Raw genomic sequence first — 18,940 nt, forward strand, 5'->3', positions numbered from 1 at the left:
CGCTCGGCTTAGAGGAGGTAATTGAGGTCCGCCGCATCCAGCCCACATTCAGCGAGCACCACACTGTCGCCGCGGTGTGGAATGCCTTCGGCATCCCAATGGGCTTGGGCAGCGGAGGTGTGCGCGCGGCCGGTACTGTTGACCACACGCCACCAGGGCAGATCTTCGCTTTTCGCCATCACCCAGCCCACATAGCGCGCCCCGACCCCTACGACTTTGGCGATCTCTCCGTAGGTGGAGACGTTGCCAGGCGGAATGCGGAGCACAACTTCCGTGACCCTAGAGCTCGACGGGTTCTTCAGGGGCATCCTCGACCTCGCACAAGGTAAGCGTCGCACCCGTGGAATCCTCAATCAGGCACAATCGGCCGAATGGTGAATCGTGGGGCTCGCGGATAACCTGCCCGCCATTCTCCACAACAGCCTTCGCTGCTTGCTCGATGTCCCGCACACCCAAGTATGTTTGCCAGAAACTCGGCAAACCTTCCGCATGCCAGAACCCAGCGAAGGCAGCGCCTTCTTCCTCCGCAACCGCATAATGCTCATCACCACGGATTTCCCAATCGAAGAGCTCACCATAAAAGTCCAGCGCTGAGTGAAAATCCTCCGAGACCGTCAGCTCGTGCCACACCGGGGTGCCAGGCTCACCGCCGGCGACGAAGCGGTCGAGCTCCGGCTGCGTCAAGCCAAACATGGCACCGGACTTGTCGAGTACGAGCGCCAGCGGGGCACCTAAAGCGAGGATTTTTCCGCCGAGTTGTTCTACTCGGGCGCAATCGGCTTCCAAGTCGCGGGAGAGGAAATAGGTAGCCCAGGTGTCTTGACCCGGAACAATTTCTGCGATCGGCAGACCTTGAAGGCGGGCGATGCCATCTTCGAATTCCCAGCCCAGCACGGCCGAGTAAAACTTCTCGGAGGCTTTCACATCAGAACTGGCCAGAGTAATCCAGTAGGGCATTCCTACTTCAGCTTCAAAAGCGGGCATTAAAGGTTCCTCCACTTCTCCGGGTCGAAGTCATCATCGGCGGTGGCCTCATCAAAATAATCGTCGTCGTCTTCGACGACGCGGGCGCAAGTGTCGGAGACGCAGATGACGTCGCCAAGCGCCAGCGTTGCTCCGCGCTGCTTAGTCACTTCCCCATTGACGGTGACCTGCCCCTGCTCGATGAGTTCTTTGGCCTCTCCCCCGGTGGCGACCAAGGAGGCCAGTTTGAGGAACTGGCCGAGCTTAATGGATTCTCCCTTAATTGAGACTTCTAGCATGTTGACCAGCATACCCAGCTCAAAGCGCAAGAATTCCCTCTGCCAGAATGATAACGCCAAGCAGGGCAAACACAACTCCGCTGAAGATATCTACCCCAGCGGAGTTCTTTGCCATCCACTTCGCCACTGCACGGGTGCTCAACGCTACGCCGACGAAAATAATGAGGCTTTCAATAACCAACACAGAGCCAACCGTGGCATTCGCGCTCAAGCCCATGCCCGGATCGATGAAGTTGGCGAAGATAGCGCCGAAGAAGATGAGCACCTTGGGATTAGAAAGATCGCTGACCAAGCCCATGCGGTACGCCGTGCCGAGTCTGATGATGCCGTCCGGGGTGAACCCGCGCGGTTGAGGATTCATGGTTGCTGGAGCACGACGCTCTTTAATGCCGCTGCTTATTGCAGAAAATGCCATCCATAGCAGATAGCTACCGCCGGCAATCTGCAGCGCCACAAGGATTTCAGGATGGGCCGAAATCAGCGCGGTAAGCCCCGCCAGCGAAGCAACGGTCCATATCATCAAGCCAGTCGTGCTACCTATTGCGGCCCACACCGCTGCACGCGTGGAACGCGCACCCAAACGAATAATCTGAACCACATCTGGCCCCGGCGAAGCCATCGCCGCGAACCACACACCCATCAAGGCCACTATGGCGCTGAAAGCCACCTAACACCCCCATACTCACATGCGTTTTCACTAACACATGCCACTATAAGAGGCGTCTCACCTGCAGCGAAACAGGTAAATTAGCTTTGCGTGCGCGGCTTAATAGTCATGGTGTCAATGTTGACGTGCTCCGGCAGGGACGCCACCCAACGCACTGCCTCAGCGATGTCTTCTGCGGTGAGGTTGAGCTCGCCGTCATAAACTTGTGCGGCACGTTTGGCGTCACCCCGAAAACGATTGAGGGAAAACTCCTCCGTGGCTACACGGCCCGGGTCAAGTTCGGTAACGCGAACGCCGTGTTCCTCAATACGCAGTGCACGAGAAATCACGCGGACGCCATGCTTGGCGGCGTTGTAACCGGAACCGCCCTCGTAGACGTTCCACCCGGCCACGGAGCCCATGTTGATAATGAGCCCGCCCCGCAGCTTCGGCATGAGAGCCTGGATCATCCGAACGGTGCCAAGGACGTTGACGTCATACATCCACTGCCAATCCTCGATGGTGGTGTCCACGAGGGGCTCCAGGCCCTTAGCGCCACCGGCGTTGTTGACCAAGAGGTCAATGCGGTCGAGGTGGGAAACGAACTCGGCCACGGACTCGTCCGAGGTTACGTCGAGGGCATATGCCTCGCCGCCGATGTCGTTCGCGAGGGCCTCAAGGCGCTCGACGCGCCGCGCGCCGACGACGACACGCCAGCCGTCAGCCGCCAACGCTCTTGCCGACGCCTCCCCAATCCCCGAAGACGCTCCTGTAACGACTGCCACTTTTTCCATGCGCCCTAGGATAGGGCTTCTTCCAGCTCGGCGCAGATGTTTTCGACGATTCCGCTCTTGAAATCAGCCGGGGTGAAGGTGCCATCCTTCATGTCGGTATTTAGCGAGATATCCAACTGAGTGCGCAGCTGCGGCATGGAGAAGTTCGCCATGATAAGGCGCCACGCCTCTACCGCGCGGATGCCGCCGCTGAAGCTGTAGCCCACGTAAGCAATCGGCTTGCCTACCCACTCGGCACCGAGGGAATCGACGGCGTTCTTGAACGCGCCCGGCACGGAGTGGTTGTACTCCGGGGTGACGAAGATAAAGGCATCGCAGGAATCGATAGCATCGGACCAGGCCTGCACATTCGGATCCTCGTAGTTTTTGTTTGCCGCCATAGGAATGACGGAGGTGGAGAGGATCGGGACATCGAAAGCCTTGAGGTCAATGAGCTCGTAGTCCACGTCGCGGCCCTGAGCGAGATCGGTGACCCACTGGGCGATGGCCAGCCCGGCGCGGTCGTCGCGGGTAGAGCCGAGGATGATGCCGATTTTCGCCATAAAAATGCCTTTCATGATTTGTTAACGCGTCAACGTCTGAGGGTACGCCGATATGTCGACGCAATCGACAAGTCACCCAGATATGTCGAAAATTCTAGAAAAAATCGACATATCCGCTCAACATGTCTATTCTTTTACCATGCCAACCTATAGCCCGGACACCCCCTACAATGGGCTTCCGCCCCTCCCACCAGCAGAAGTGGTGGAAACCGTTCCCGTGCTTAAGGCCATCATCGATGCTAAGGAAAAACTGGCTGAACTGCGTACGGCCTGCCAGCTCATTCCCAACCCGGAGATCATCACCTCAACGATTCCACTGCGTGAGGCTCGTGCTTCCTCCGAGATTGAGAACATCGTCACCACTAATGACGAGCTCTTCCGTGCGGCGTGGCACGTCGATGCTGAGCCGACTCCTGCCACCAAGGAGGCTCTTCGCTATAACGCCGCGCTCCACGCTGGACTTTCCTCGCTATCGCAGCGACCTCTATCCGAGAAGACGGCAAAAATCGTATGCAGCACCCTTCTAGATACTCAGGCCGAGGTGCGTTCACTTCCGGGCACATTTATCGGTAACCCTGTAACGAAGGAGCGGCTCTACACCCCACCTGAAGGAAAGGAGATTATCGAGGGCCATCTCGCAGCGTGGGAGGACTATATATATTGCAGCCACGACGTTGATTCCCTCGTAAAAATGGCACTGCTTCACTATCAATTTGAAGCAATCCATCCTTTCTACGATGGCAATGGGCGCACTGGACGAATCCTTAACGTCCTCTACCTCATTCAAGAAGATCTTCTTGAGCTGCCGGTTTTATACCTGTCCGGGTATATCGTCGACAACAAAGCAGACTACTATCGCTATCTCAACGCTGTTACAGCCAAGGGAGCATGGCAAGACTGGCTTCTCTTTATGATCCGCGGCGTTCACGCAGCGGCTGCCGACGCCTCCTCAATGATTACCCAGCTTCGGGCTATCCAGGAAAACACTGCGCAACGAATACGTTCTGCGGGCGTGATTAACCATCCCCTCGAGATGGCCGAGCTCATTCTTATCAAGCCCTATGTACGCATTACTGACGTGGTAGAGATGGGCTTCGTCAAACGCCAAACTGCCAGCGCGTGGCTGGCACATCTCGTAGATTTAGGAATCCTCGAAGAAATCCAACAAGGCCGCTCCAAGGTTTTCCTTCACCGTGCCGCTCTCGATGTTCTGACTCGAGACTAAGACGAGGGAATAGGATGGCTGACATGCATCACCCAGACGAAGGATCCTTTGAGCGCATGACCAGCGGGCAGTGGTTCATGCCCGGTGTCAACGAGGAGGTCAGCGCCGAACATCGACGCGGCTTCCTGCTGGTCAAGGAGCTCAATGAGCTGCACAACACCAACCCAGAGCGCGCGAAGGAGATCTTGCGAGAGCTGCTTTCGCCCGAGTCCGAGGTTCCCGGGCTGCACGTCCCGCTCAACTTGGAGTGTGGCTGCAATGTGACCATCGGAAAGGGCGTCTTCATCAACTTTGGTGCGACGATCCTGGCGCAGGCGCCTGTAACCCTCGGAAATCACGTCATGATCGGTCCGAACTGCTCGCTTATTACCGTGGGGCATCCTGTCAACGATCATGAGATGCGGGCAGAAGGTTGGGAGATTGCGAAGCCTATCAGCGTCGGCGATAACACGTGGTTTGGTGCCAATGTCACTGTGTTGCCGGGCGTGACAATCGGCAAGAACTGCGTCGTGGGAGCGGGCACGCTGGTGACTAAGGATATCCCGGATAACTCGCTGGTCTTGGGCTCACCGGGACGTGTGGTGCGCAAGCTGGAGGACAACGAAGATAGGTGGGAGCGCCAGGATCTCGATGTTTGATCTCAAGGCGATCGGCAAAGGACTCCCCGTCCTAGAGACTATTGATTCGCTTCCTTCCGAAGGCCACGTCGTCGTCCAGGCCCCGCCCGGCACGGGTAAGACCACGCTCGTTCCGCCGGCACTGGCTAACCAAGTGGAGGGCAAGGTTCTCGTCACCGCGCCGCGCCGAGTAGCTGTGCGTGCGGCGGCAAACCGCCTTCAAGAATTGTCAGGCCAGCGCATCGGTTATGCGGTGCGCGGTGATTCCCGCAAAGGTCAGGACGTCGAGTTTGTTACCCCCGGCGTGCTGTTGCGCCGACTGTTGCGGGATCCGGAACTCACTGGTGTTGATGCCGTAGCCATCGACGAGGTGCATGAACGCCAGCTCGATACCGATCTGGTGCTGGGCATGTGCTTGGAGTTGGCTCAGCTCCGCGATGATTTTCGGGTCATTGCTATGTCCGCGACTGTCGACGCCTCCCGCTTCTCCCAGCTCATGGGAGGGGCGCCGATTCATTCCACCGAGGCCGTAACGTACCCGCTCGATATTTCCTATGAACCGATTCCGGGACGTGCCGCGGGCGATCGGGAGTTTTGGAAAGGCGTGGCCAAGGTTGCCGCGCGGCAGCACGGGTCCACTCTGGTCTTTGTGCCGGGTGTGCGCGAGGTCAACCTGGTGTGTGATGCCTTGAGCGGCCACAACGTTTTTCCGCTCCACGGCCGCCAAACCACGCAGGAGCAGGACGCGGCGTTGTATACGCGAGAGCAGCGCATCGTCGTGGCCACCTCCATCGCCGAGTCCTCGCTGACCGTGCCGGGCGTGCGCACCGTCGTCGATGCTGGGTTGTCCCGCGTTCCCAAGCGGGATGCGCAGCGCGGGATGAGTGGGTTGGTGACGGTGTCGACGTCGAAAAGCAGCGCCGACCAACGCTCCGGACGTGCCGGGCGTGAGGCGCCGGGTACCGTCGTCCGTTGCTATTCGCAGGAGGATTACCAGCACTTTTCTCCGCACGTGATTCCAGAAATCCTTTCCGCGGACCTCACGCAGGCGGCGCTGTTCATGGACTGTTGGGGCGCGGGACCGGACTTCCCCTTGCTTGATCAACCACCGAAGGCCGCGCTTGCCGACGCCCACCGCACCCTGGAATTGCTTAACGCTGGCGAGGAATTGGCGTTGCTGCCGGTGCACCCGCGATGGGGCGCGGCACTGTTGAAGTACGGTGCGGGGGCAGCACGCACGATTGCCCGCCTGGATGATTCGGACCCGAAGCGGCTGGCCCGCCTGGTGCCCGACAAGGGGCCGGTGGACCCAGGCGTGGTGGTCGCTACTGCCTTCCCGGAGTTCGTGGCTAAGCGCGTGGGTGACAAGGAGTACTTGTTAGCGAGCGGTACCCGCGCGCGGCTACTCAACGGTGAACAGGGAGCTGACTGGTTGGCGGTGGCTGAGGTCTCGTTGGCGCAATCCGGTAACGCCATCATTCGTGAAGCAGTGCCCATCGCGGAAAAGGATGCGCTCAGCATTATCGGCGTGACCGAAGAGACGCGAGCATTTCTCGACGGCTCCAAGGTCCGCGGCGTGCGCGTGCGTGCGGCAGGTGCCATCGTGTTGTCGGAGACGCCCGTGAAGGTCTCTGGCGATGAGGCGGTGGAGGCACTGCGTAAGTCCGGACAGGGCTTAAGCTTGTTCCACTTCAGCGAGAAGGCCCAGAACCTGCGGGAACGTCTGCGGCATCTGTATCGGGCCTACGGAGAGCCCTGGCCAGATATCGACAATGCCAACCTTGAGTGGCTGGATCCGGAGCTGCATGAGTTGGCGATTGGCGGGCGCCCAGACATGTATCCGGCGCTGCAACGATTGCTGCCGTGGCCCGAAGCCAGCCGCTTGGACGAGCTCGCGCCGGAACGTTTGCCGGTGCCGTCCGGGCGTGATGCAAAGATTGATTGGTCCGGCGAGCGCCCAGTGGTCTCCATCAAGTTGCAGGAGTGTTTTGGTTTGGAGGAGTCCCCCGAATACTGCGGCCACCGCGTGCAATTCCATCTACTGTCTCCCGCCGGGCGGCCGCTTGCTGTGACCGATGACTTGGCCAGCTTCTGGTCCGGGCCCTATGCCGGGGTGCGCGCCGACATGCGCGGGCGCTACCCCAAACACCCGTGGCCCGAGGACCCGTGGAATGCGGTGGCCACCGCAAAGACGAAGAACAGGATTTAACCCCACTGCTGCCAGGCCAGGTACACGCTCATCACCACGACGAGAGTGAGCAGCGCATAACGGATGAGCTTCGCACCGCCGCCGAGCACTGTTCGCGCGCCCAGCTGCGCACCAATGATATTTGCCGCTGCGAGAACAAGTGCTAGGCCCCATACCACGTGCCCGCCCAGAATGAAGGCGATGAGCGCGCCAACGTTGGTGCACGTGTTGACCACCTTGGACATCGCGGCGGAAGTAAGGAAGTTCTGGGAGAAGATGGCTGTAAATGCCATGATGAGGAACATGCCGGTGCCGGGGCCAAAGACGCCATCGTAGAAGGCAATGGCCGCCACGGCGGCTAACCCCGCCCACGTGCGCCAGCCGCCGCGGATACCGTCTCCTTCGCCACTGCCGAAGCTTGGACGGAAAGCCACGAAGGTACCCACCGCCACCATGAGCACAATGATGACTGGGCGCATGATGTCTTTGTCGATGAGCGCGACCGCCGTGGCGCCGAGGCTGGAGCATACAAGGGCGATAAGACCCATACGGATGAGCTCGCCCTTCGGCGGGCGGACTTTCCTGACGAGCGTAATGGCCGCGGACGCTGTGCCAGATACCGCCGCCACCTTGTTTGTGGCTAGGGCGGCGGCGGGAGCAAGCTGCGGTGCCACCGCCATGATGAGCGGAATAAGGACGAGGCCGCCGCCACCAATAACGGCGTCGATCCATCCGGCCACGGCAGCTCCAATAGTGAGAATCGCCCAACCACTCAATCCAAAGCCCATGACCATCATTAAACTCGATTGCATGTCTGTGCGTGCAAGGTGGGCCATCGTTGCCCCGGGATCTGTTGCTCTCGGGGCAGTATTCAGCTACCTGCACGTGCCCGCCGCCTGGATTCTGGGCGCCATCGTGGTCTCCGGCGCCATGGCACTGACGACGGGCAAGGAGCTTTCCGTCAACGATCGCTTCTATGCTGTCGCTCGCGGTTTCATCGGAATGATGGCGGGGATACCGCTGACCCTTGTGCCTGCCTCCACGCTCATTGGCTTTGTGCCGGCTGCGGTGACGATGTCCCTCATCACCGTGCTTATCGGTGTCGCTGGCGGTGTTCTGCTACACCGCTCACAGCCGAAGGATATTTCCTGGGAGACGGGCATTTTATCCATGCTGCCCGGCGGAGCCTCGCTCATGCCCGCGCTGGCTAGCGAGCTGGGTGCGGACTACCGCTACGTGGCGCTGACGCAATATCTGCGCCTTCTGGCGGTGTCGGTATCGCTCCCTTTGGTGGTTTCTTTGTTAGATGCTCCTGCGGGCGAAGGCGTCGACATGAGCGTTGACGGCGAGGTCACGTGGTGGATTGTGCTGCTGACCCTCGCTATCGCCGTGGTTGGTGAGAAGCTAGGCAAGCTCGTGCGTTTGCCTGCGGCTGCGGTGCTAGGTCCGCTCATCTTGACGGTGCTGGTCGCGCAGATTATCCCAGCCGGCCACACCTTGGAGCCGCTCTACGTGTTCAAGATCATGGCATTCATGTCCATCGGCTGGGTCTGTGGTGGCGGGCTGTCGGTACCGGCACTGCGGGCCTTCGCCAAGCAGCTACCGGCGACGATCCTCTTCATCATTGTCGTGATCGGCGTGTGCGCGCTGACCGCCCTGCCGTTGACCGCGTGGCTAAACATCACCTACTTTGAGGCTTACCTCGCCACCTCGCCCGGCGCGCTGGAGACGGTTCTCGCGCTGTCCGCAGAAGGAGGGGCGGGTCCCGCCGTGGTGGCCGTACAGATTATCCGGCTCATCATCGTGCTCGTCATCGCCGGCTACCTGCCGCAGATTCTGGGGCTATTCCGCAAGCGCCGCTAGTGGTACCACCCAGACCCCATCCGGACGTTGGAAAGCTGGACCGCTGGGAATCACAACTATCAGCGCTGCTGGAGGCGAAGAAAGCTTAGCGGCTACGTGCTTAAGGTGTGCTGCCGCTGCATCGACCTCGTTGTGCGAAAGTTTCGCCTCAAATCCCACCCACGAACCATCTCGAAGCTCCACTACTGCATCAATTTCTTCGCGCCCCTTCATATCCCTCAGGTGGAATACTCCGCGCGCACGCAGTGCCTGCGCATAGACGCGCAGATCGTGCACAAGTTGCGCCTCGAAGAGGATGCCTAATGTCTCTAAATCTCCGAGCAGTTTATCTGGGCCCGTTCCCAACAAAGCAGCAGCCAAACCGGGATCGGCAAGCTGGCGTTTAGGCATTTGGACCATGGAAGTCTTCGACCTCGTACGCGGTGACCAAGCTGGTTGATCCTCAATAAGGAAGAGGCGCGTAGCAAAATCGTGAATGCCGTTCACAGTTTCTGCGGCTGGTGTCGAGGTAGCGCTGCTGAGTTCTCCTATGCGTTTACGAATCGCTGCAGCGGTGGCCGGCTGGGCAACTAGTCCGGCATAGGCATGAAGGAAAGACTGGAAACGGCGCGGATCGCGGCGCGGTCCGCCAAGCTCCGGATAATCGTGCTCGCTCATCTCCGTGAGGTAGGATTCCATCCCTTCCTGCGCGTCGAGCGGATCAAGGTCAAAGAACTCCGGAAAACCACCAGCAACGATCCATCGGGCATAATCCGCCACGGTGGCGTCCGTCCCGGCTGTAGGCTCTTGATTGCCAGCAATGATGGCGCCCAGTGATACCCGCTCAGCAGCAAGTTCTCGCTCTGCCAAACTCAACGTGCGCAATTGAATAGAACGAATACGGCCTGCGCCCGAATGCCTGGTGGCATCGTCATTGGGCGTGGAGGAGCCTGTAAGGAGAAACTGTCCTTTCTCCGGTGAGTCATCAACTGCATGGCGCACTTCATTCCAGATAGCAGGGACAACCTGCCACTCATCAATAAGCCGCGGCCGCGCCCCTTGAAGCCCCAAAGCCGGTTGCATGCGCGCAAGGTTTGCTTCTGGGGAGTCACGGTCAAGTTGAATGACGGACTTTGCGAATTGGCGTGCTGTTGATGTTTTCCCACTTGCACGGGGGCCTTTGAGGAAGAGGGCTCCCGAAACACGGAGCCCTCTCTCGACTTCTGCATCAACGATTCGGGGCAGGTACATACCACGCATGTTAGCCCGACAAGTGGATAAATCACAGAGTCACTAGTGGATAAATCCAAGAGTCAGGTGTGGATAAATCCAAGAGTCTAAGAAGCGACCTGGGGTTTTAGTCCAGAATTGCCTCACGCAGGATCGACATCGGCACAGAGCCTAGGGCCAATGCCTGGGAGTGGAAATCGCGTACTTCCATGCCCTGCTCCACCGCAGCGTCGCGGGTTTGCTGCCACAGGCGCTGGCCCAAGGCATAAGACGGAGCCTGACCCGGCCAACCCAGGTAGCGGGTGACCTCGAAGGAGAGGTTGGCATCATCCATCGCGGTGTTCTCACGCATGAAGGTCTTTACGTGGGACTTATCCCAGACACCGGAAGTGTTGCAGTCCGGCAAAGGCTTCCCCAAGTGGAGTCCGATGTCCACCACGACGCGGGCGGCGCGGAAACGTTGGGCGTCGAGAAGCCCCATGCGGAAACCCGGGTCATCCATGTAACCCAGCTCCGCCATGAGTGCCTCAGCGTACAGAGCCCAGCCTTCACCGTGGCCGGAGTTCCAGGTCACCGCGCGGCGCCACAGGTTGAGGTCAGGCTGGGTCAGCGCGGCACCAATCTGCAGGTGGTGGCCCGGCGCGCCCTCATGGTGGACGGTGGTCAGCTCCTGCCAGGTGTGGAAAAGCTCCTGACCAGACGGTACGGACCACCACATGCGGCCGGGGCGGGAGAAGTCATCCGACGGCGAGGTGTAGAAGATACCGCCGGTGCCGGCCGGGTCGATGCAGCACTCGATTTCTTTAACGGCCTCCGGGATATCGAAGGCGGTGCCGTCGAGGTCCTTAATGACGCGATCCGCGGTGGACTGCATCCACTCCACCAGCGCGTCGGTGCCGTGGAGCTGGTAGCGCTCCTCCTCGTTGAGCTTGCGCATCGCGGCGCGGACCGTCACGTCGGAGCCATAGAGCTCGTGGGCGATCTTTTCTTGTTCCGCCTTGATGGAACGCACCTGATCCAGACCCCACTCATAGGCCTCATCGAGGTCCACGGCATCCCCGACGAAAAGCCTGGAGAAGCGCTCGTAGCGCTCCCGGCCCACTGCGTCCTGGGACGGAGCCTGCGGTTGCAGCTCGTTGGAAAGCCAATCGGCGAATTCGCCGAAGGCTTCCTTGGCCGCGTCCACCTCGGGGCCCTCCACACCAAGGTCCTCGAGCATGGAGCCGGCGTCGGCAAGCCGCTCACTCTGCACGAATACTTCCGAGATCTGGCGTTGGGGCGCCACCATGCCACGCGACGCCGCCTCGGTGAGGGACTCCTTGTAGCCGCTGAGGGATGCCGGCACCTTCGACAGGCGCGAACGCAGGGCGTCGAGCTGTTCCGGGGTGTCCTTCGGCATGAGCATCAGGGTGTCGCGGATGGTCTGCACCGGCGAGGCAATGTTGTTAAGACAACGGATGTCCTCACCAGCATGGTGCAGGTCAAGATCCAGGCAGAGACGGTCGCGCAGGACGGCGGCGGTGACATAGTCCACCTCGTCGAAATCGTCGTCATCGTCGGATTCGTCGGTGGTGTCATCGAGTGCATCGAGATCCGCCATCATCTCACGGGTGCGATCCGCCACGGAGGAGTAGTACTCCGGGGAGAAATCCTCCAGCTCCCCATCGAAGCCGGGGATTCCCCACGCGGTGGCATCGGTGGGCGTGAGCTGCGCGAGGTCGTGGACGAAGTTATCGCACGACGCATCCAGCAGCGAAGGCTGGCGCTCTGCGTTCTGGTCAAAACTCATAAGGGCGAAGTCTAACGAAGATCCGGGGGTTTGGGCCAACCTGGTGCCGCCTTATTTACCAGGTTGTTAGCTAATTGTTGCTCCACTTGCTACCCGGACTCACCCAGGATGCGAATTCGTTCAGCACTTCAGCTGGATCGGCATTGACCACGAGCGCATCGAGGAAGCGTTTTTGAACAAACCCCTCCTGCACCATTGCGGAGTACATTTTTCTAAACGGCTGCCAGTAGCCGTTCACGTCTACGAGTCCCACCGGACCATCGATGTTCCCCAACTGCTGCAAGGTGAGGACCTCGGTGAGCTCCTCCAGGGTTCCCACGCCACCCGGCAGGCACACGAAGGCATCGGCGAGCTCCTCCATGCGCGTCTTGCGCTGGGCCATGGTGTCGACCACCTCGAGCTGGGTTACCCGCTGGTGGGAAAGCTCGTAATCGACGAGCTGGCGCGGGATTACTCCAATGACGGTTCCGCCGGCCGCAAGGCAGGAGTCCGCAACGATACCCATCAGGCCTACGTCACCACCGCCATAGACCAGGGTGAGGTTTCGGCGCGCGAGCTCCTCCCCCAAATGGTGCGCGGCGTGGCTATAGGCCTCAGAGTTTCCGGCGGCGGAGCCGCAGTACACAGCAACAGAATCCATGGGTATCACTCTATCGCAGGAGCATTTCTAGACCATGATGTCTACTGAATCCCAATTTCTATTAGACAATGCGGTCTGGTGAATTTATACTTGACGCCATGATTAAATCCGGTCCCGTGTTCACGCGCCCCCGCACCCCAGCGGCGAAGTGCCTCCACATCATTCGACTCAACCCCGTTGTCACCCGCAGTGAACTTGTCGAAGCCACGGGACTCTCCCAGCCCACAATCACCCGCGCCACCGCCGCGCTTTTGGGTGCTGGACTGATCCGCCAGCGCACGGATTTGACGCAGTCCCGCGGTCGCGGGCGCCCCACAGTGCCCTTGGAGGTAGCGGATAATGACTGGATGCTGGCCGGCATTGCCGTCGGTACCGCCTTTACCCACATCGCCTTCTTTGACACGCAAGGACGCACGCTCCGCGAGGAAGACGTGGCTACACCGGTTTCTCGCCTGAGCGCGAGTGACGTCATCGAGCACATCATCGCTGGCGTTAATCGCCTCATGGCCGGCCTGGATCGCCGCTTGGTGTCAGTCGGCGTGACCACCTCCGGCAGCGTCAACGAGGCCGGGCGCATCACCGCCCACAACCTGGGGTGGGACGAAATGGACATCGCCAGCCGCTTGGAGTATCAGTTCGGCGTTCCGGTAGTTGTGTCTTCCGTCATCCCGGCCATCCTCGGCTCAGAGACGCAGTCGACGGAAATGGGAGCGGAGAAGCCCGTCATGGTGCTCTACGCGGATGACTCCGTCGGTGCTGCGCTCACAGTCGGCGATGAGATCGTGCAGCTCGACATCGATGACCCTGACTCTCTCGCTACGCAGGCGGTGCTCGATGTGACAGGTGAGGAGTCTTTCCCAGACGTGGTTGCGAACGCTGACGATGAGACGCGAGCGCTTCTCGACGACCGCGCACGCTCCCTCGGCGCCACCGCCGCTGAGCTTTTGGCTGAGCATAAACCGGACACCCTCGTGGTAGCCGGCGGAGCCTTCTCAGATGATCCGGCAGCGCCGAAGCTCTTTGCTTCCGCTGTACGTCAGGCCACCGACCACCCAGTGGAGCTGCGCATGGTTCCCTCACACACCGAGATTGTTCGCGCCTGCACCCGCGCTGTGGCGCTGGATCCGTTGCTGCGCGTGCCGCTCGATCTCGGCCGCGAGGCCAAAGCTGCCTAGAAGGGGATTGAAGTAATTCCCGTAAAAAGGTGGGCTTTGAGTCCAAGGCGCTGGGCGCCAGCGACGAAGTCAGGCCGATCGTCGAAGAAGTGGGTGTCCTTGGCCTGGGCCCCGAGGGCATCCACGGCCACGAGGTAGGCTTCCGGATCCGGCTTGGCCACCCCGATATCGCAGCTCAGCGTCACGGCGGCGCATTCTTCCAGCCAGGGCTGCGTCTGGCGGATCCTGGTTCCCAATGCCGCTGGCACATTCGCCAGGATGCCAACACTATGGCCTTGGCCAATAAACCCTAGGACCGCACGAACCATTTCTTCGTCGGCTACCAGCAAATGCTCGGTGTCCAATTCGATAGCGTGGCTGACATCAAAAGGAGCAAGACCGGCCAGCGCGCGAATGCGGCCCCAATATTGCGCATCGCTCAGGTGCCCAGCGTCATATGCAGGGCGAAACTCCTCATAAAGAGACCAAAAGTGCTCTACATTGTCGGGACGGAGGTAATCCTCCAGCTCAGCGTTCCCGGCGGGCGTAGCTGACCGCATGAGCACGCCGTAGAGGTCGAAGAGCAAAGTGGCCATGCGCCCAGTGTAGCCAGACCGCAAGAGCGCCAGTCAGCGTGCCCGCTACGAAAAGCGGAAGCGATAGTGTGCCATGCGCCCACAGCGTCGAGGTTGCCCCCACTAGGAACAAGCCGCCGACGCTAAACAGGGAGCGGCTCAGCGCCGTCGCCGCCGCGGCGGCGCACAATAAGAGGGCAAGCCCGGCAAACGGGCCGAGCATCACCGCGAGGGCGAAGAAAAAGGTTCCCAGAGCCATGTTGGTTGCCGCCAGCCACATGCCACCGACCAATGCAATCGCTAGCCCGGCAAGGGCACCGCAGATGAGCATGAGGCGCGTTGTAGTCATAAAAAAATTCTCCCACCAACCGCAGGGGGCCGTGGGAGAATCCGCGCAAACTATATGGCTTCGTTACCGTTGCGCCAGCGAGCCATCGACACGCAGCAGGCCAGAACCGTCATTGCCCACCAGCTTGAGCTGGTCAATGATCTCAGACACGGAGGACTCTTCCTCAACCTGCTCCTCGAGGAACCAGTTGATGAGACCACGGGAATCCAGGTCCCCAGCCGCATCTGCGGTGCGGGCGATCTCTCGGATCTGCTCCGAGACCTTCTGCTCATGCGCGAGGGATGCCTCGAAGGCATCCAGCGGCGTAGCGGCCTTGACGGAGCCAACCTGGATATCCTCCAGCTCCACGCGGTAGCCGCGGTCCAGCAGGTGCTCGGCGAATTTCTGCGCGTGCTCGCGCTCTTCCTCTGCCTGCTTGAAGAACCAATCGCGCATGCCCGGGAAGGACAGATTGTCCATTTCATATGCCAGCTGGGTATAAATCAGGGCCGCGCCGTGCTCGTTGTTGACCTGCTCGTTGAGGAGGGTTTGCAGCTTCTCATCCATGAGGGTGCTTCCTTTCATCCGTTTTTGTGTTACCCACAATACAGAAAAACTCAGGACGCGCTAGCAAGGCGATCTTAAGCAAACTCGCACGTCATAACATTTTTTCTGGTAGGTTTACCTAACCCAAACCAGAAATCCTCTGATAGCGCTGAAGGCTTGCGCCATCGAGGCCCCGGAATTCCACCGCTATTCCGCGGCTCGCGTACTTGCTCTGGACGGAATCGAGTACAGCCACGGTCGAAGCGTCCCAAATATCGGCCTCGGAGAAATCCACGATGACCTTCTCCACCGGCAGGGTGTAGTCGAAGGCATAGACCAGATCGTTGGAAGAGGCGAAGAAGAGCTGGCCGCGCACGGTGTAGACATTGCCCTCTAGCTCGACCGACACGAGGTGGGCGACGCGGCGCGCAAAGGCCACCGAGGCAGTGAGCACACCGAGGATCACACCGACCGCCAAATTATTCGTGGCCAAGGTGCCAATCACCGTCACCAGCATGACGAGGGTTTCGCTCAAAGGCATGCGGTGAATCGTGCGCACCGAGCGCCAATCCACGGTGTGAAAGGACACCATGAACATGACCGCCACAAGAGCAGCCATGGGGATTTTCCCTACGGTGTCCCCCAACACGAGGATGAGGATAAGGAGGAAGACGCCGGCGAGGAACGTCGACAAGCGCGTGCGTGCCTGGGATTCCTTGACGTTGATCATGGTCTGGCCAATCATCGCGCACACGCCCATGCCGCCGATGGCGGCGGCGAGCATGTTGCCGATGCCCTGGCCTACGGATTCGCGCGTTTTATCGGAGTGGGTATCCGTGAGGTCGTCGACAAGCTTGGCGGTGAGAAGGGATTCCATGAGCCCGACGAGTGCCACGCCCAACGCATAGGGAAGGCAGAGGAGGAGGGTGTCCTTCGTCCACGGGATATCCGGAATGACGAAACCGGGCAGGGAGGTCGGCAGCTCGCCCTGATCCGCGACATCGGGAACGTCCCAGCCGAAAATAGCGGTGAGTACGCTCACCACGATAATCGCCACGAGGGGCGCGGGGATTACCGTGGTGATGCGCGGCCACACCACCATGATGACGAGGCCCAGAGCAACGAGAGGATAGACCAGCCACGGCACCTGCCACAGGTGACCCAGCTGCGCGGTAAACATGAGGATGCCCAGCGCGTTGACGAAACCCAGCATGACGCTGCGGGGGATGAAACGCATGAGCTTGGCGACGCCCAGCATTGCCATCACTACTTGCAGGATGCCCGCCATCCAAATGGTCAAGAGCACGTACTGCAGGCCATGCTCGTGGGCCAGGGGCGCGATAACCACGGCGACAGAACCAGCTGCAGCGGAGATCATGGCTGGGCGCCCGCCGGTGATGGCGATGGACATCGCCATGATGACGGAGGCGAAGAGCCCCACCTTGGGGTCGAGCCCGGCGAGGATGGAAAAACTTAAAACTTCAGGGATGAGGGCCAGCGCAACAGCAAGCCCGCCAAACACCTCCTTGCGGAAGCGGGCGGGCGAGCTGAAGGCCGCGCGGAAAGAACCGGCGGAACGGTCAGACATTAGTGGCCGTCTTTGAAGGAACCATCGCGGGTGATGACCGGGAGGACGGACCACGCGAAGTTGATCCACTGGTCGGTCTTCTTCCACGAGAAGTCCGGCTCAAAAATGGTGGTCGGCTTGGTATAAATCACCGCGGACTTGACCTCGGACGCGGTCTGCTCGAGCAGGTTGACCACGAGGTCGAGGGTCTTGCCGGAATCCGCTACGTCATCGACGACGAGGACCTTCTTGTCCTTGAGCGAATCCGTATCCAGCTGCGGGTTAAGGAGAATCGGCTCCGGCAGGGTCTCACCGATATCGGTGTAGAACTCCACATTGATAGCGCCCATTTCTTTGACGCCGATGGCATAACCAATAGCGCCTGCAGGGATCAGGCCTCCGCGGGCCACGCCCACGATGAGATCCGGGAACCAGCCCGAATCCACGATTTGTTGCGAAAGGTAGCGGCTGGCCTCACCGAAGACCTCCCACGTCAGGTTCTCGCGTTCCGGGTTCCACCACTCCGGGGTGCTCATCGTCTAGGTCTCCTTCGCCAGATTGTGCATTTCCCTCAGTCTAATCATCTACCTCAGCGGAACGGAACCTCCGCCACCGTTCGGCGCAGTTTGCGGGTGCGCAGCCGCTCCGGATTCTCCGCCAAAGCCTCCACCGCGCGCACCGCACACATGACGTGGGCTTCCTTCGAGTTCGAGTAAAAGGCCTGCGCTTGGGCAGGAAGCTTGGGCACGGCGTGCAAAGGCAGATCGGACACCGACAGCAGAGTGCCATACGGGATGCGGTAGCGATAGCCGTTGGCAGCGAGGGTACAGGATTCCATGTCCACGGCCACCGCGGTGGAGTGGCGCAGCCATTCCCACAAGTCCCGGGAGGTGCGCCACTCCCAGTTGCGGTCATCGGTGGAGAGCACCGTGCCGGTGCGCATGAGCGATTTGTCTTTCCCATAGACCTCTTCGACGGCGGCCTCCAGCATGCGCTGGATTTCTGGAATGGCGGGAATCGGGTTGCTGGTGGTGACGGTGCCGTCGAGGATGTGGTCCTCGCGCTGGTAGGCGTTGCCCAGGATGAGGTCGCCGATGCGCATGCGGCCATCGAGCCCTGCGCAGTGGCCGATCATGATCCAGGCCTCTGGGCGCAGCACCGCCAGGCAATCTGTGATGGTCTTGGCATTAGAGGGGCCCACGCCAATGTTGATCATGGTGATGCCATCTCCGCCGGCGGTGATGAGATCAAAACGGGGCATCTGGTAGCGGGAGGTGAGGGTGAGCTCGTCGACGTCGAGAAGCACCGCGTCATTGGAGTGGATGGTCTCCCCCGTGGGCAGCACGAGCGCGGTGTAGCGTGAATCCTCACGTGAGAGTTCGCGCAGGCCGAACTTGACGAACTCGGTGGTGTGCATGGCGTAGTTGGTGAACAGGATGTACTTCTGCACGGTGTCCACCTCGATGCCGGTGTAGTGCTCGATGCGAGCACAGGCGATGTCGAAGCGCTGCGGGCCGAAGTGGAACAGCGGCTTTTCTTTCCCATGGAAGGCCTTCCACGCGCCGTCAACGATCCCGTCATGAACCGCATCGAGGGTGGGCCGGGGTATATCGCCGCGGTCCTGGGGAATTTCTGTAATCCCCCGGATATATTCCGGCGGGATGCGCTCATCCGATTGACCGACGTAGATATCGCAGGGGTAGTTATTGGTGAGCCGCGTGAGCTGCTCCGTGAGGTAGCTACGAATCAGCCATGGTTTTGATATCACTGCCGAGTAGCGGCCTTCTTGGTCCACGTAGCCGAAGGGCTCAGAGCGGTCGATGGGCGTCCATTGGCGGATATCCACGGTGATCTTCGGGTAGACCACGTGGCGGTAGGCGTCGTGGTCCCCCGAGGCGAGAGCGTGACGTGCCAGCTCGCAAGAACTGTCATAGAGCTCGCTGAGGCGGGAAATCGCTTCATTGACGGAGTGGACATGCTGCAGGTCGGTCATGC

Annotated in this window: 21 protein-coding genes; 5 read left to right on the forward strand and 16 right to left on the reverse strand. The window is 60.2% G+C overall.

What is annotated here, in order from left to right; genetic code table 11:
* Positions 1–8: 8 nt before the first annotated feature.
* The 6 genes from HMPREF2967_RS06690 to HMPREF2967_RS06715 all read right to left on the reverse strand — a co-directional run bounded on the left by HMPREF2967_RS06690 (position 9) and on the right by HMPREF2967_RS06715 (position 3,244).
* Entirely contained in the window at positions 9–266 is a 258-nt protein-coding gene (locus HMPREF2967_RS06690; RefSeq protein ID WP_232748534.1) for an MGMT family protein, read from the reverse strand.
* Between the two features lie 13 nt (positions 267–279).
* Positions 280–984 (reverse strand): VOC family protein, encoded by a 705-nt coding sequence (locus HMPREF2967_RS06695; protein WP_070533468.1) that lies wholly within the window; start codon positions 982–984, stop codon positions 280–282.
* On the reverse strand, positions 984–1,262 hold the full coding sequence (locus tag HMPREF2967_RS06700) for an RNA-binding S4 domain-containing protein (protein WP_046648682.1): 279 nt from the start codon (positions 1,260–1,262) through the stop codon (positions 984–986). Before HMPREF2967_RS06700 ends, HMPREF2967_RS06695 begins: the two co-directional genes overlap by 1 nt.
* A gap of 19 nt (positions 1,263–1,281) precedes the next feature.
* Positions 1,282–1,902 (reverse strand): LysE family translocator, encoded by a 621-nt coding sequence (locus HMPREF2967_RS06705; protein WP_070624719.1) that lies wholly within the window; start codon positions 1,900–1,902, stop codon positions 1,282–1,284.
* Between the two features lie 107 nt (positions 1,903–2,009).
* The gene (locus HMPREF2967_RS06710) at positions 2,010–2,702 is read right to left on the reverse strand and encodes an SDR family oxidoreductase (protein WP_070533472.1); all 693 of its coding nucleotides are present in this window, start codon (positions 2,700–2,702) and stop codon (positions 2,010–2,012) included.
* A gap of 5 nt (positions 2,703–2,707) precedes the next feature.
* Positions 2,708–3,244 carry an NADPH-dependent FMN reductase gene (locus tag HMPREF2967_RS06715; RefSeq protein ID WP_070685684.1) on the reverse strand — a complete coding sequence of 179 codons (537 nt, stop codon included), beginning with the start codon at positions 3,242–3,244 and terminating at the stop codon, positions 2,708–2,710.
* An 82-nt stretch (positions 3,245–3,326) separates the two neighbouring features.
* Here HMPREF2967_RS06715 and HMPREF2967_RS06720 point away from each other — a divergent pair, with 82 nt between their 5' ends.
* From HMPREF2967_RS06720 to HMPREF2967_RS06730, 3 genes are read left to right on the forward strand one after another with little or no spacing between them, the layout of a single operon-like run.
* Positions 3,327–4,469: a Fic family protein gene (locus HMPREF2967_RS06720; RefSeq protein WP_070520323.1), complete on the forward strand. Its 1,143-nt coding sequence runs from the start codon at positions 3,327–3,329 to the stop codon at positions 4,467–4,469.
* Between the two features lie 23 nt (positions 4,470–4,492).
* Positions 4,493–5,107 (forward strand): sugar O-acetyltransferase, encoded by a 615-nt coding sequence (locus HMPREF2967_RS06725; RefSeq protein ID WP_232770716.1) that lies wholly within the window; start codon positions 4,493–4,495, stop codon positions 5,105–5,107.
* Positions 5,100–7,295, forward strand: a complete 2,196-nt coding sequence (locus HMPREF2967_RS06730) for an ATP-dependent RNA helicase (protein WP_070685691.1) — start codon at positions 5,100–5,102, stop codon at positions 7,293–7,295. Before HMPREF2967_RS06725 ends, HMPREF2967_RS06730 begins: the two co-directional genes overlap by 8 nt.
* On the opposite strand, the gene HMPREF2967_RS06735 is transcribed toward HMPREF2967_RS06730, so the two are convergent.
* Complete coding sequence (locus tag HMPREF2967_RS06735; protein ID WP_369816024.1) at positions 7,292–8,068, reverse strand: TSUP family transporter; 777 nt, start codon at positions 8,066–8,068, stop codon at positions 7,292–7,294. The genes HMPREF2967_RS06730 and HMPREF2967_RS06735 overlap by 4 nt on opposite strands.
* A gap of 16 nt (positions 8,069–8,084) precedes the next feature.
* Here HMPREF2967_RS06735 and HMPREF2967_RS06740 point away from each other — a divergent pair, with 16 nt between their 5' ends.
* Positions 8,085–9,137, forward strand: coding sequence for an AbrB family transcriptional regulator (locus HMPREF2967_RS06740; RefSeq protein ID WP_369816023.1), 1,053 nt, complete (start codon positions 8,085–8,087; stop codon positions 9,135–9,137).
* On the opposite strand, the gene HMPREF2967_RS06745 is transcribed toward HMPREF2967_RS06740, so the two are convergent.
* The 3 genes from HMPREF2967_RS06745 to HMPREF2967_RS06755 all read right to left on the reverse strand — a co-directional run bounded on the left by HMPREF2967_RS06745 (position 9,117) and on the right by HMPREF2967_RS06755 (position 12,775).
* Positions 9,117–10,367 (reverse strand): ATP-binding protein, encoded by a 1,251-nt coding sequence (locus tag HMPREF2967_RS06745; RefSeq protein ID WP_070685694.1) that lies wholly within the window; start codon positions 10,365–10,367, stop codon positions 9,117–9,119. The two genes, HMPREF2967_RS06740 and HMPREF2967_RS06745, sit on opposite strands and share 21 nt — an antisense overlap.
* Before the next feature lie 106 nt (positions 10,368–10,473).
* A complete protein-coding gene (locus tag HMPREF2967_RS06750; protein WP_070685697.1) occupies positions 10,474–12,135 on the reverse strand; it encodes a DUF885 domain-containing protein in 1,662 nt (553 codons plus the stop codon).
* Positions 12,136–12,205: 70 nt separating this feature from the next.
* Positions 12,206–12,775 carry an LOG family protein gene (locus HMPREF2967_RS06755; RefSeq protein WP_070685700.1) on the reverse strand — a complete coding sequence of 190 codons (570 nt, stop codon included), beginning with the start codon at positions 12,773–12,775 and terminating at the stop codon, positions 12,206–12,208.
* A 98-nt stretch (positions 12,776–12,873) separates the two neighbouring features.
* Here HMPREF2967_RS06755 and HMPREF2967_RS06760 point away from each other — a divergent pair, with 98 nt between their 5' ends.
* Positions 12,874–13,950 carry an ROK family protein gene (locus HMPREF2967_RS06760; RefSeq protein ID WP_010188268.1) on the forward strand — a complete coding sequence of 359 codons (1,077 nt, stop codon included), beginning with the start codon at positions 12,874–12,876 and terminating at the stop codon, positions 13,948–13,950.
* Here the strand turns inward: HMPREF2967_RS06760 and HMPREF2967_RS06765 are convergent.
* From HMPREF2967_RS06765 to amn, 6 genes are all read right to left on the reverse strand, one after another.
* A complete protein-coding gene (locus HMPREF2967_RS06765) occupies positions 13,947–14,525 on the reverse strand; it encodes an HAD-IA family hydrolase (protein WP_070685704.1) in 579 nt (192 codons plus the stop codon). The two genes, HMPREF2967_RS06760 and HMPREF2967_RS06765, sit on opposite strands and share 4 nt — an antisense overlap.
* A complete protein-coding gene (locus tag HMPREF2967_RS06770) occupies positions 14,458–14,853 on the reverse strand; it encodes a hypothetical protein (protein WP_070525025.1) in 396 nt (131 codons plus the stop codon). The genes HMPREF2967_RS06765 and HMPREF2967_RS06770 overlap by 68 nt, the downstream gene beginning before the upstream one ends.
* 63 nt (positions 14,854–14,916) lie before the next feature.
* On the reverse strand, positions 14,917–15,399 hold the full coding sequence (locus HMPREF2967_RS06775) for a ferritin (RefSeq protein WP_070525023.1): 483 nt from the start codon (positions 15,397–15,399) through the stop codon (positions 14,917–14,919).
* 118 nt (positions 15,400–15,517) lie between these two features.
* The gene (locus HMPREF2967_RS06780; RefSeq protein WP_070685708.1) at positions 15,518–16,966 is read right to left on the reverse strand and encodes a SulP family inorganic anion transporter; all 1,449 of its coding nucleotides are present in this window, start codon (positions 16,964–16,966) and stop codon (positions 15,518–15,520) included.
* Entirely contained in the window at positions 16,966–17,481 is a 516-nt protein-coding gene (locus HMPREF2967_RS06785; protein ID WP_070520361.1) for a phosphoribosyltransferase, read from the reverse strand. Before HMPREF2967_RS06785 ends, HMPREF2967_RS06780 begins: the two co-directional genes overlap by 1 nt.
* A gap of 53 nt (positions 17,482–17,534) precedes the next feature.
* Complete coding sequence (amn, locus tag HMPREF2967_RS06790; protein WP_070685711.1) at positions 17,535–18,938, reverse strand: AMP nucleosidase; 1,404 nt, start codon at positions 18,936–18,938, stop codon at positions 17,535–17,537.
* Between the last annotated feature and the right edge of the window lie 2 nt (positions 18,939–18,940).

It is taken from the genome of Corynebacterium sp. HMSC059E07 (genome assembly GCF_001814395.1).
In the GTDB taxonomy this organism is placed as follows: Bacteria; Actinomycetota; Actinomycetes; order Mycobacteriales; family Mycobacteriaceae; genus Corynebacterium; species Corynebacterium hesseae.

Bases quoted from the DNA above. Each gene is read 5' to 3' on its own strand.
- HMPREF2967_RS06695 (WP_070533468.1), bottom strand. From the start codon at position 984: ATGCCCGCTTTTGAAGCTGAAGTAGGAATGCCCTACTGGATTACTCTG.
- HMPREF2967_RS06700 (WP_046648682.1), bottom strand. From the start codon at position 1,262: ATGCTAGAAGTCTCAATTAAGGGAGAATCCATTAAGCTCGGCCAGTTC.
- HMPREF2967_RS06705 (WP_070624719.1), bottom strand. From the start codon at position 1,902: ATGGGTGTGTGGTTCGCGGCGATGGCTTCGCCGGGGCCAGATGTGGTT.
- HMPREF2967_RS06710 (WP_070533472.1), bottom strand. From the start codon at position 2,702: ATGGAAAAAGTGGCAGTCGTTACAGGAGCGTCTTCGGGGATTGGGGAG.
- HMPREF2967_RS06715 (WP_070685684.1), bottom strand. From the start codon at position 3,244: ATGGCGAAAATCGGCATCATCCTCGGCTCTACCCGCGACGACCGCGCC.
- HMPREF2967_RS06720 (WP_070520323.1), top strand. From the start codon at position 3,327: ATGTCGAAAATTCTAGAAAAAATCGACATATCCGCTCAACATGTCTAT.
- HMPREF2967_RS06725 (WP_232770716.1), top strand. From the start codon at position 4,493: ATGCATCACCCAGACGAAGGATCCTTTGAGCGCATGACCAGCGGGCAG.
- HMPREF2967_RS06730 (WP_070685691.1), top strand. From the start codon at position 5,100: ATGTTTGATCTCAAGGCGATCGGCAAAGGACTCCCCGTCCTAGAGACT.
- HMPREF2967_RS06735 (WP_369816024.1), bottom strand. From the start codon at position 8,068: ATGGTCATGGGCTTTGGATTGAGTGGTTGGGCGATTCTCACTATTGGA.
- HMPREF2967_RS06740 (WP_369816023.1), top strand. From the start codon at position 8,085: ATGTCTGTGCGTGCAAGGTGGGCCATCGTTGCCCCGGGATCTGTTGCT.
- HMPREF2967_RS06745 (WP_070685694.1), bottom strand. From the start codon at position 10,367: ATGTACCTGCCCCGAATCGTTGATGCAGAAGTCGAGAGAGGGCTCCGT.
- HMPREF2967_RS06750 (WP_070685697.1), bottom strand. From the start codon at position 12,135: ATGAGTTTTGACCAGAACGCAGAGCGCCAGCCTTCGCTGCTGGATGCG.
- HMPREF2967_RS06755 (WP_070685700.1), bottom strand. From the start codon at position 12,775: ATGGATTCTGTTGCTGTGTACTGCGGCTCCGCCGCCGGAAACTCTGAG.
- HMPREF2967_RS06760 (WP_010188268.1), top strand. From the start codon at position 12,874: ATGATTAAATCCGGTCCCGTGTTCACGCGCCCCCGCACCCCAGCGGCG.
- HMPREF2967_RS06765 (WP_070685704.1), bottom strand. From the start codon at position 14,525: ATGGCCACTTTGCTCTTCGACCTCTACGGCGTGCTCATGCGGTCAGCT.
- HMPREF2967_RS06770 (WP_070525025.1), bottom strand. From the start codon at position 14,853: ATGACTACAACGCGCCTCATGCTCATCTGCGGTGCCCTTGCCGGGCTA.
- HMPREF2967_RS06775 (WP_070525023.1), bottom strand. From the start codon at position 15,399: ATGGATGAGAAGCTGCAAACCCTCCTCAACGAGCAGGTCAACAACGAG.
- HMPREF2967_RS06780 (WP_070685708.1), bottom strand. From the start codon at position 16,966: ATGTCTGACCGTTCCGCCGGTTCTTTCCGCGCGGCCTTCAGCTCGCCC.
- HMPREF2967_RS06785 (WP_070520361.1), bottom strand. From the start codon at position 17,481: ATGAGCACCCCGGAGTGGTGGAACCCGGAACGCGAGAACCTGACGTGG.
- amn (WP_070685711.1), bottom strand. From the start codon at position 18,938: ATGACCGACCTGCAGCATGTCCACTCCGTCAATGAAGCGATTTCCCGC.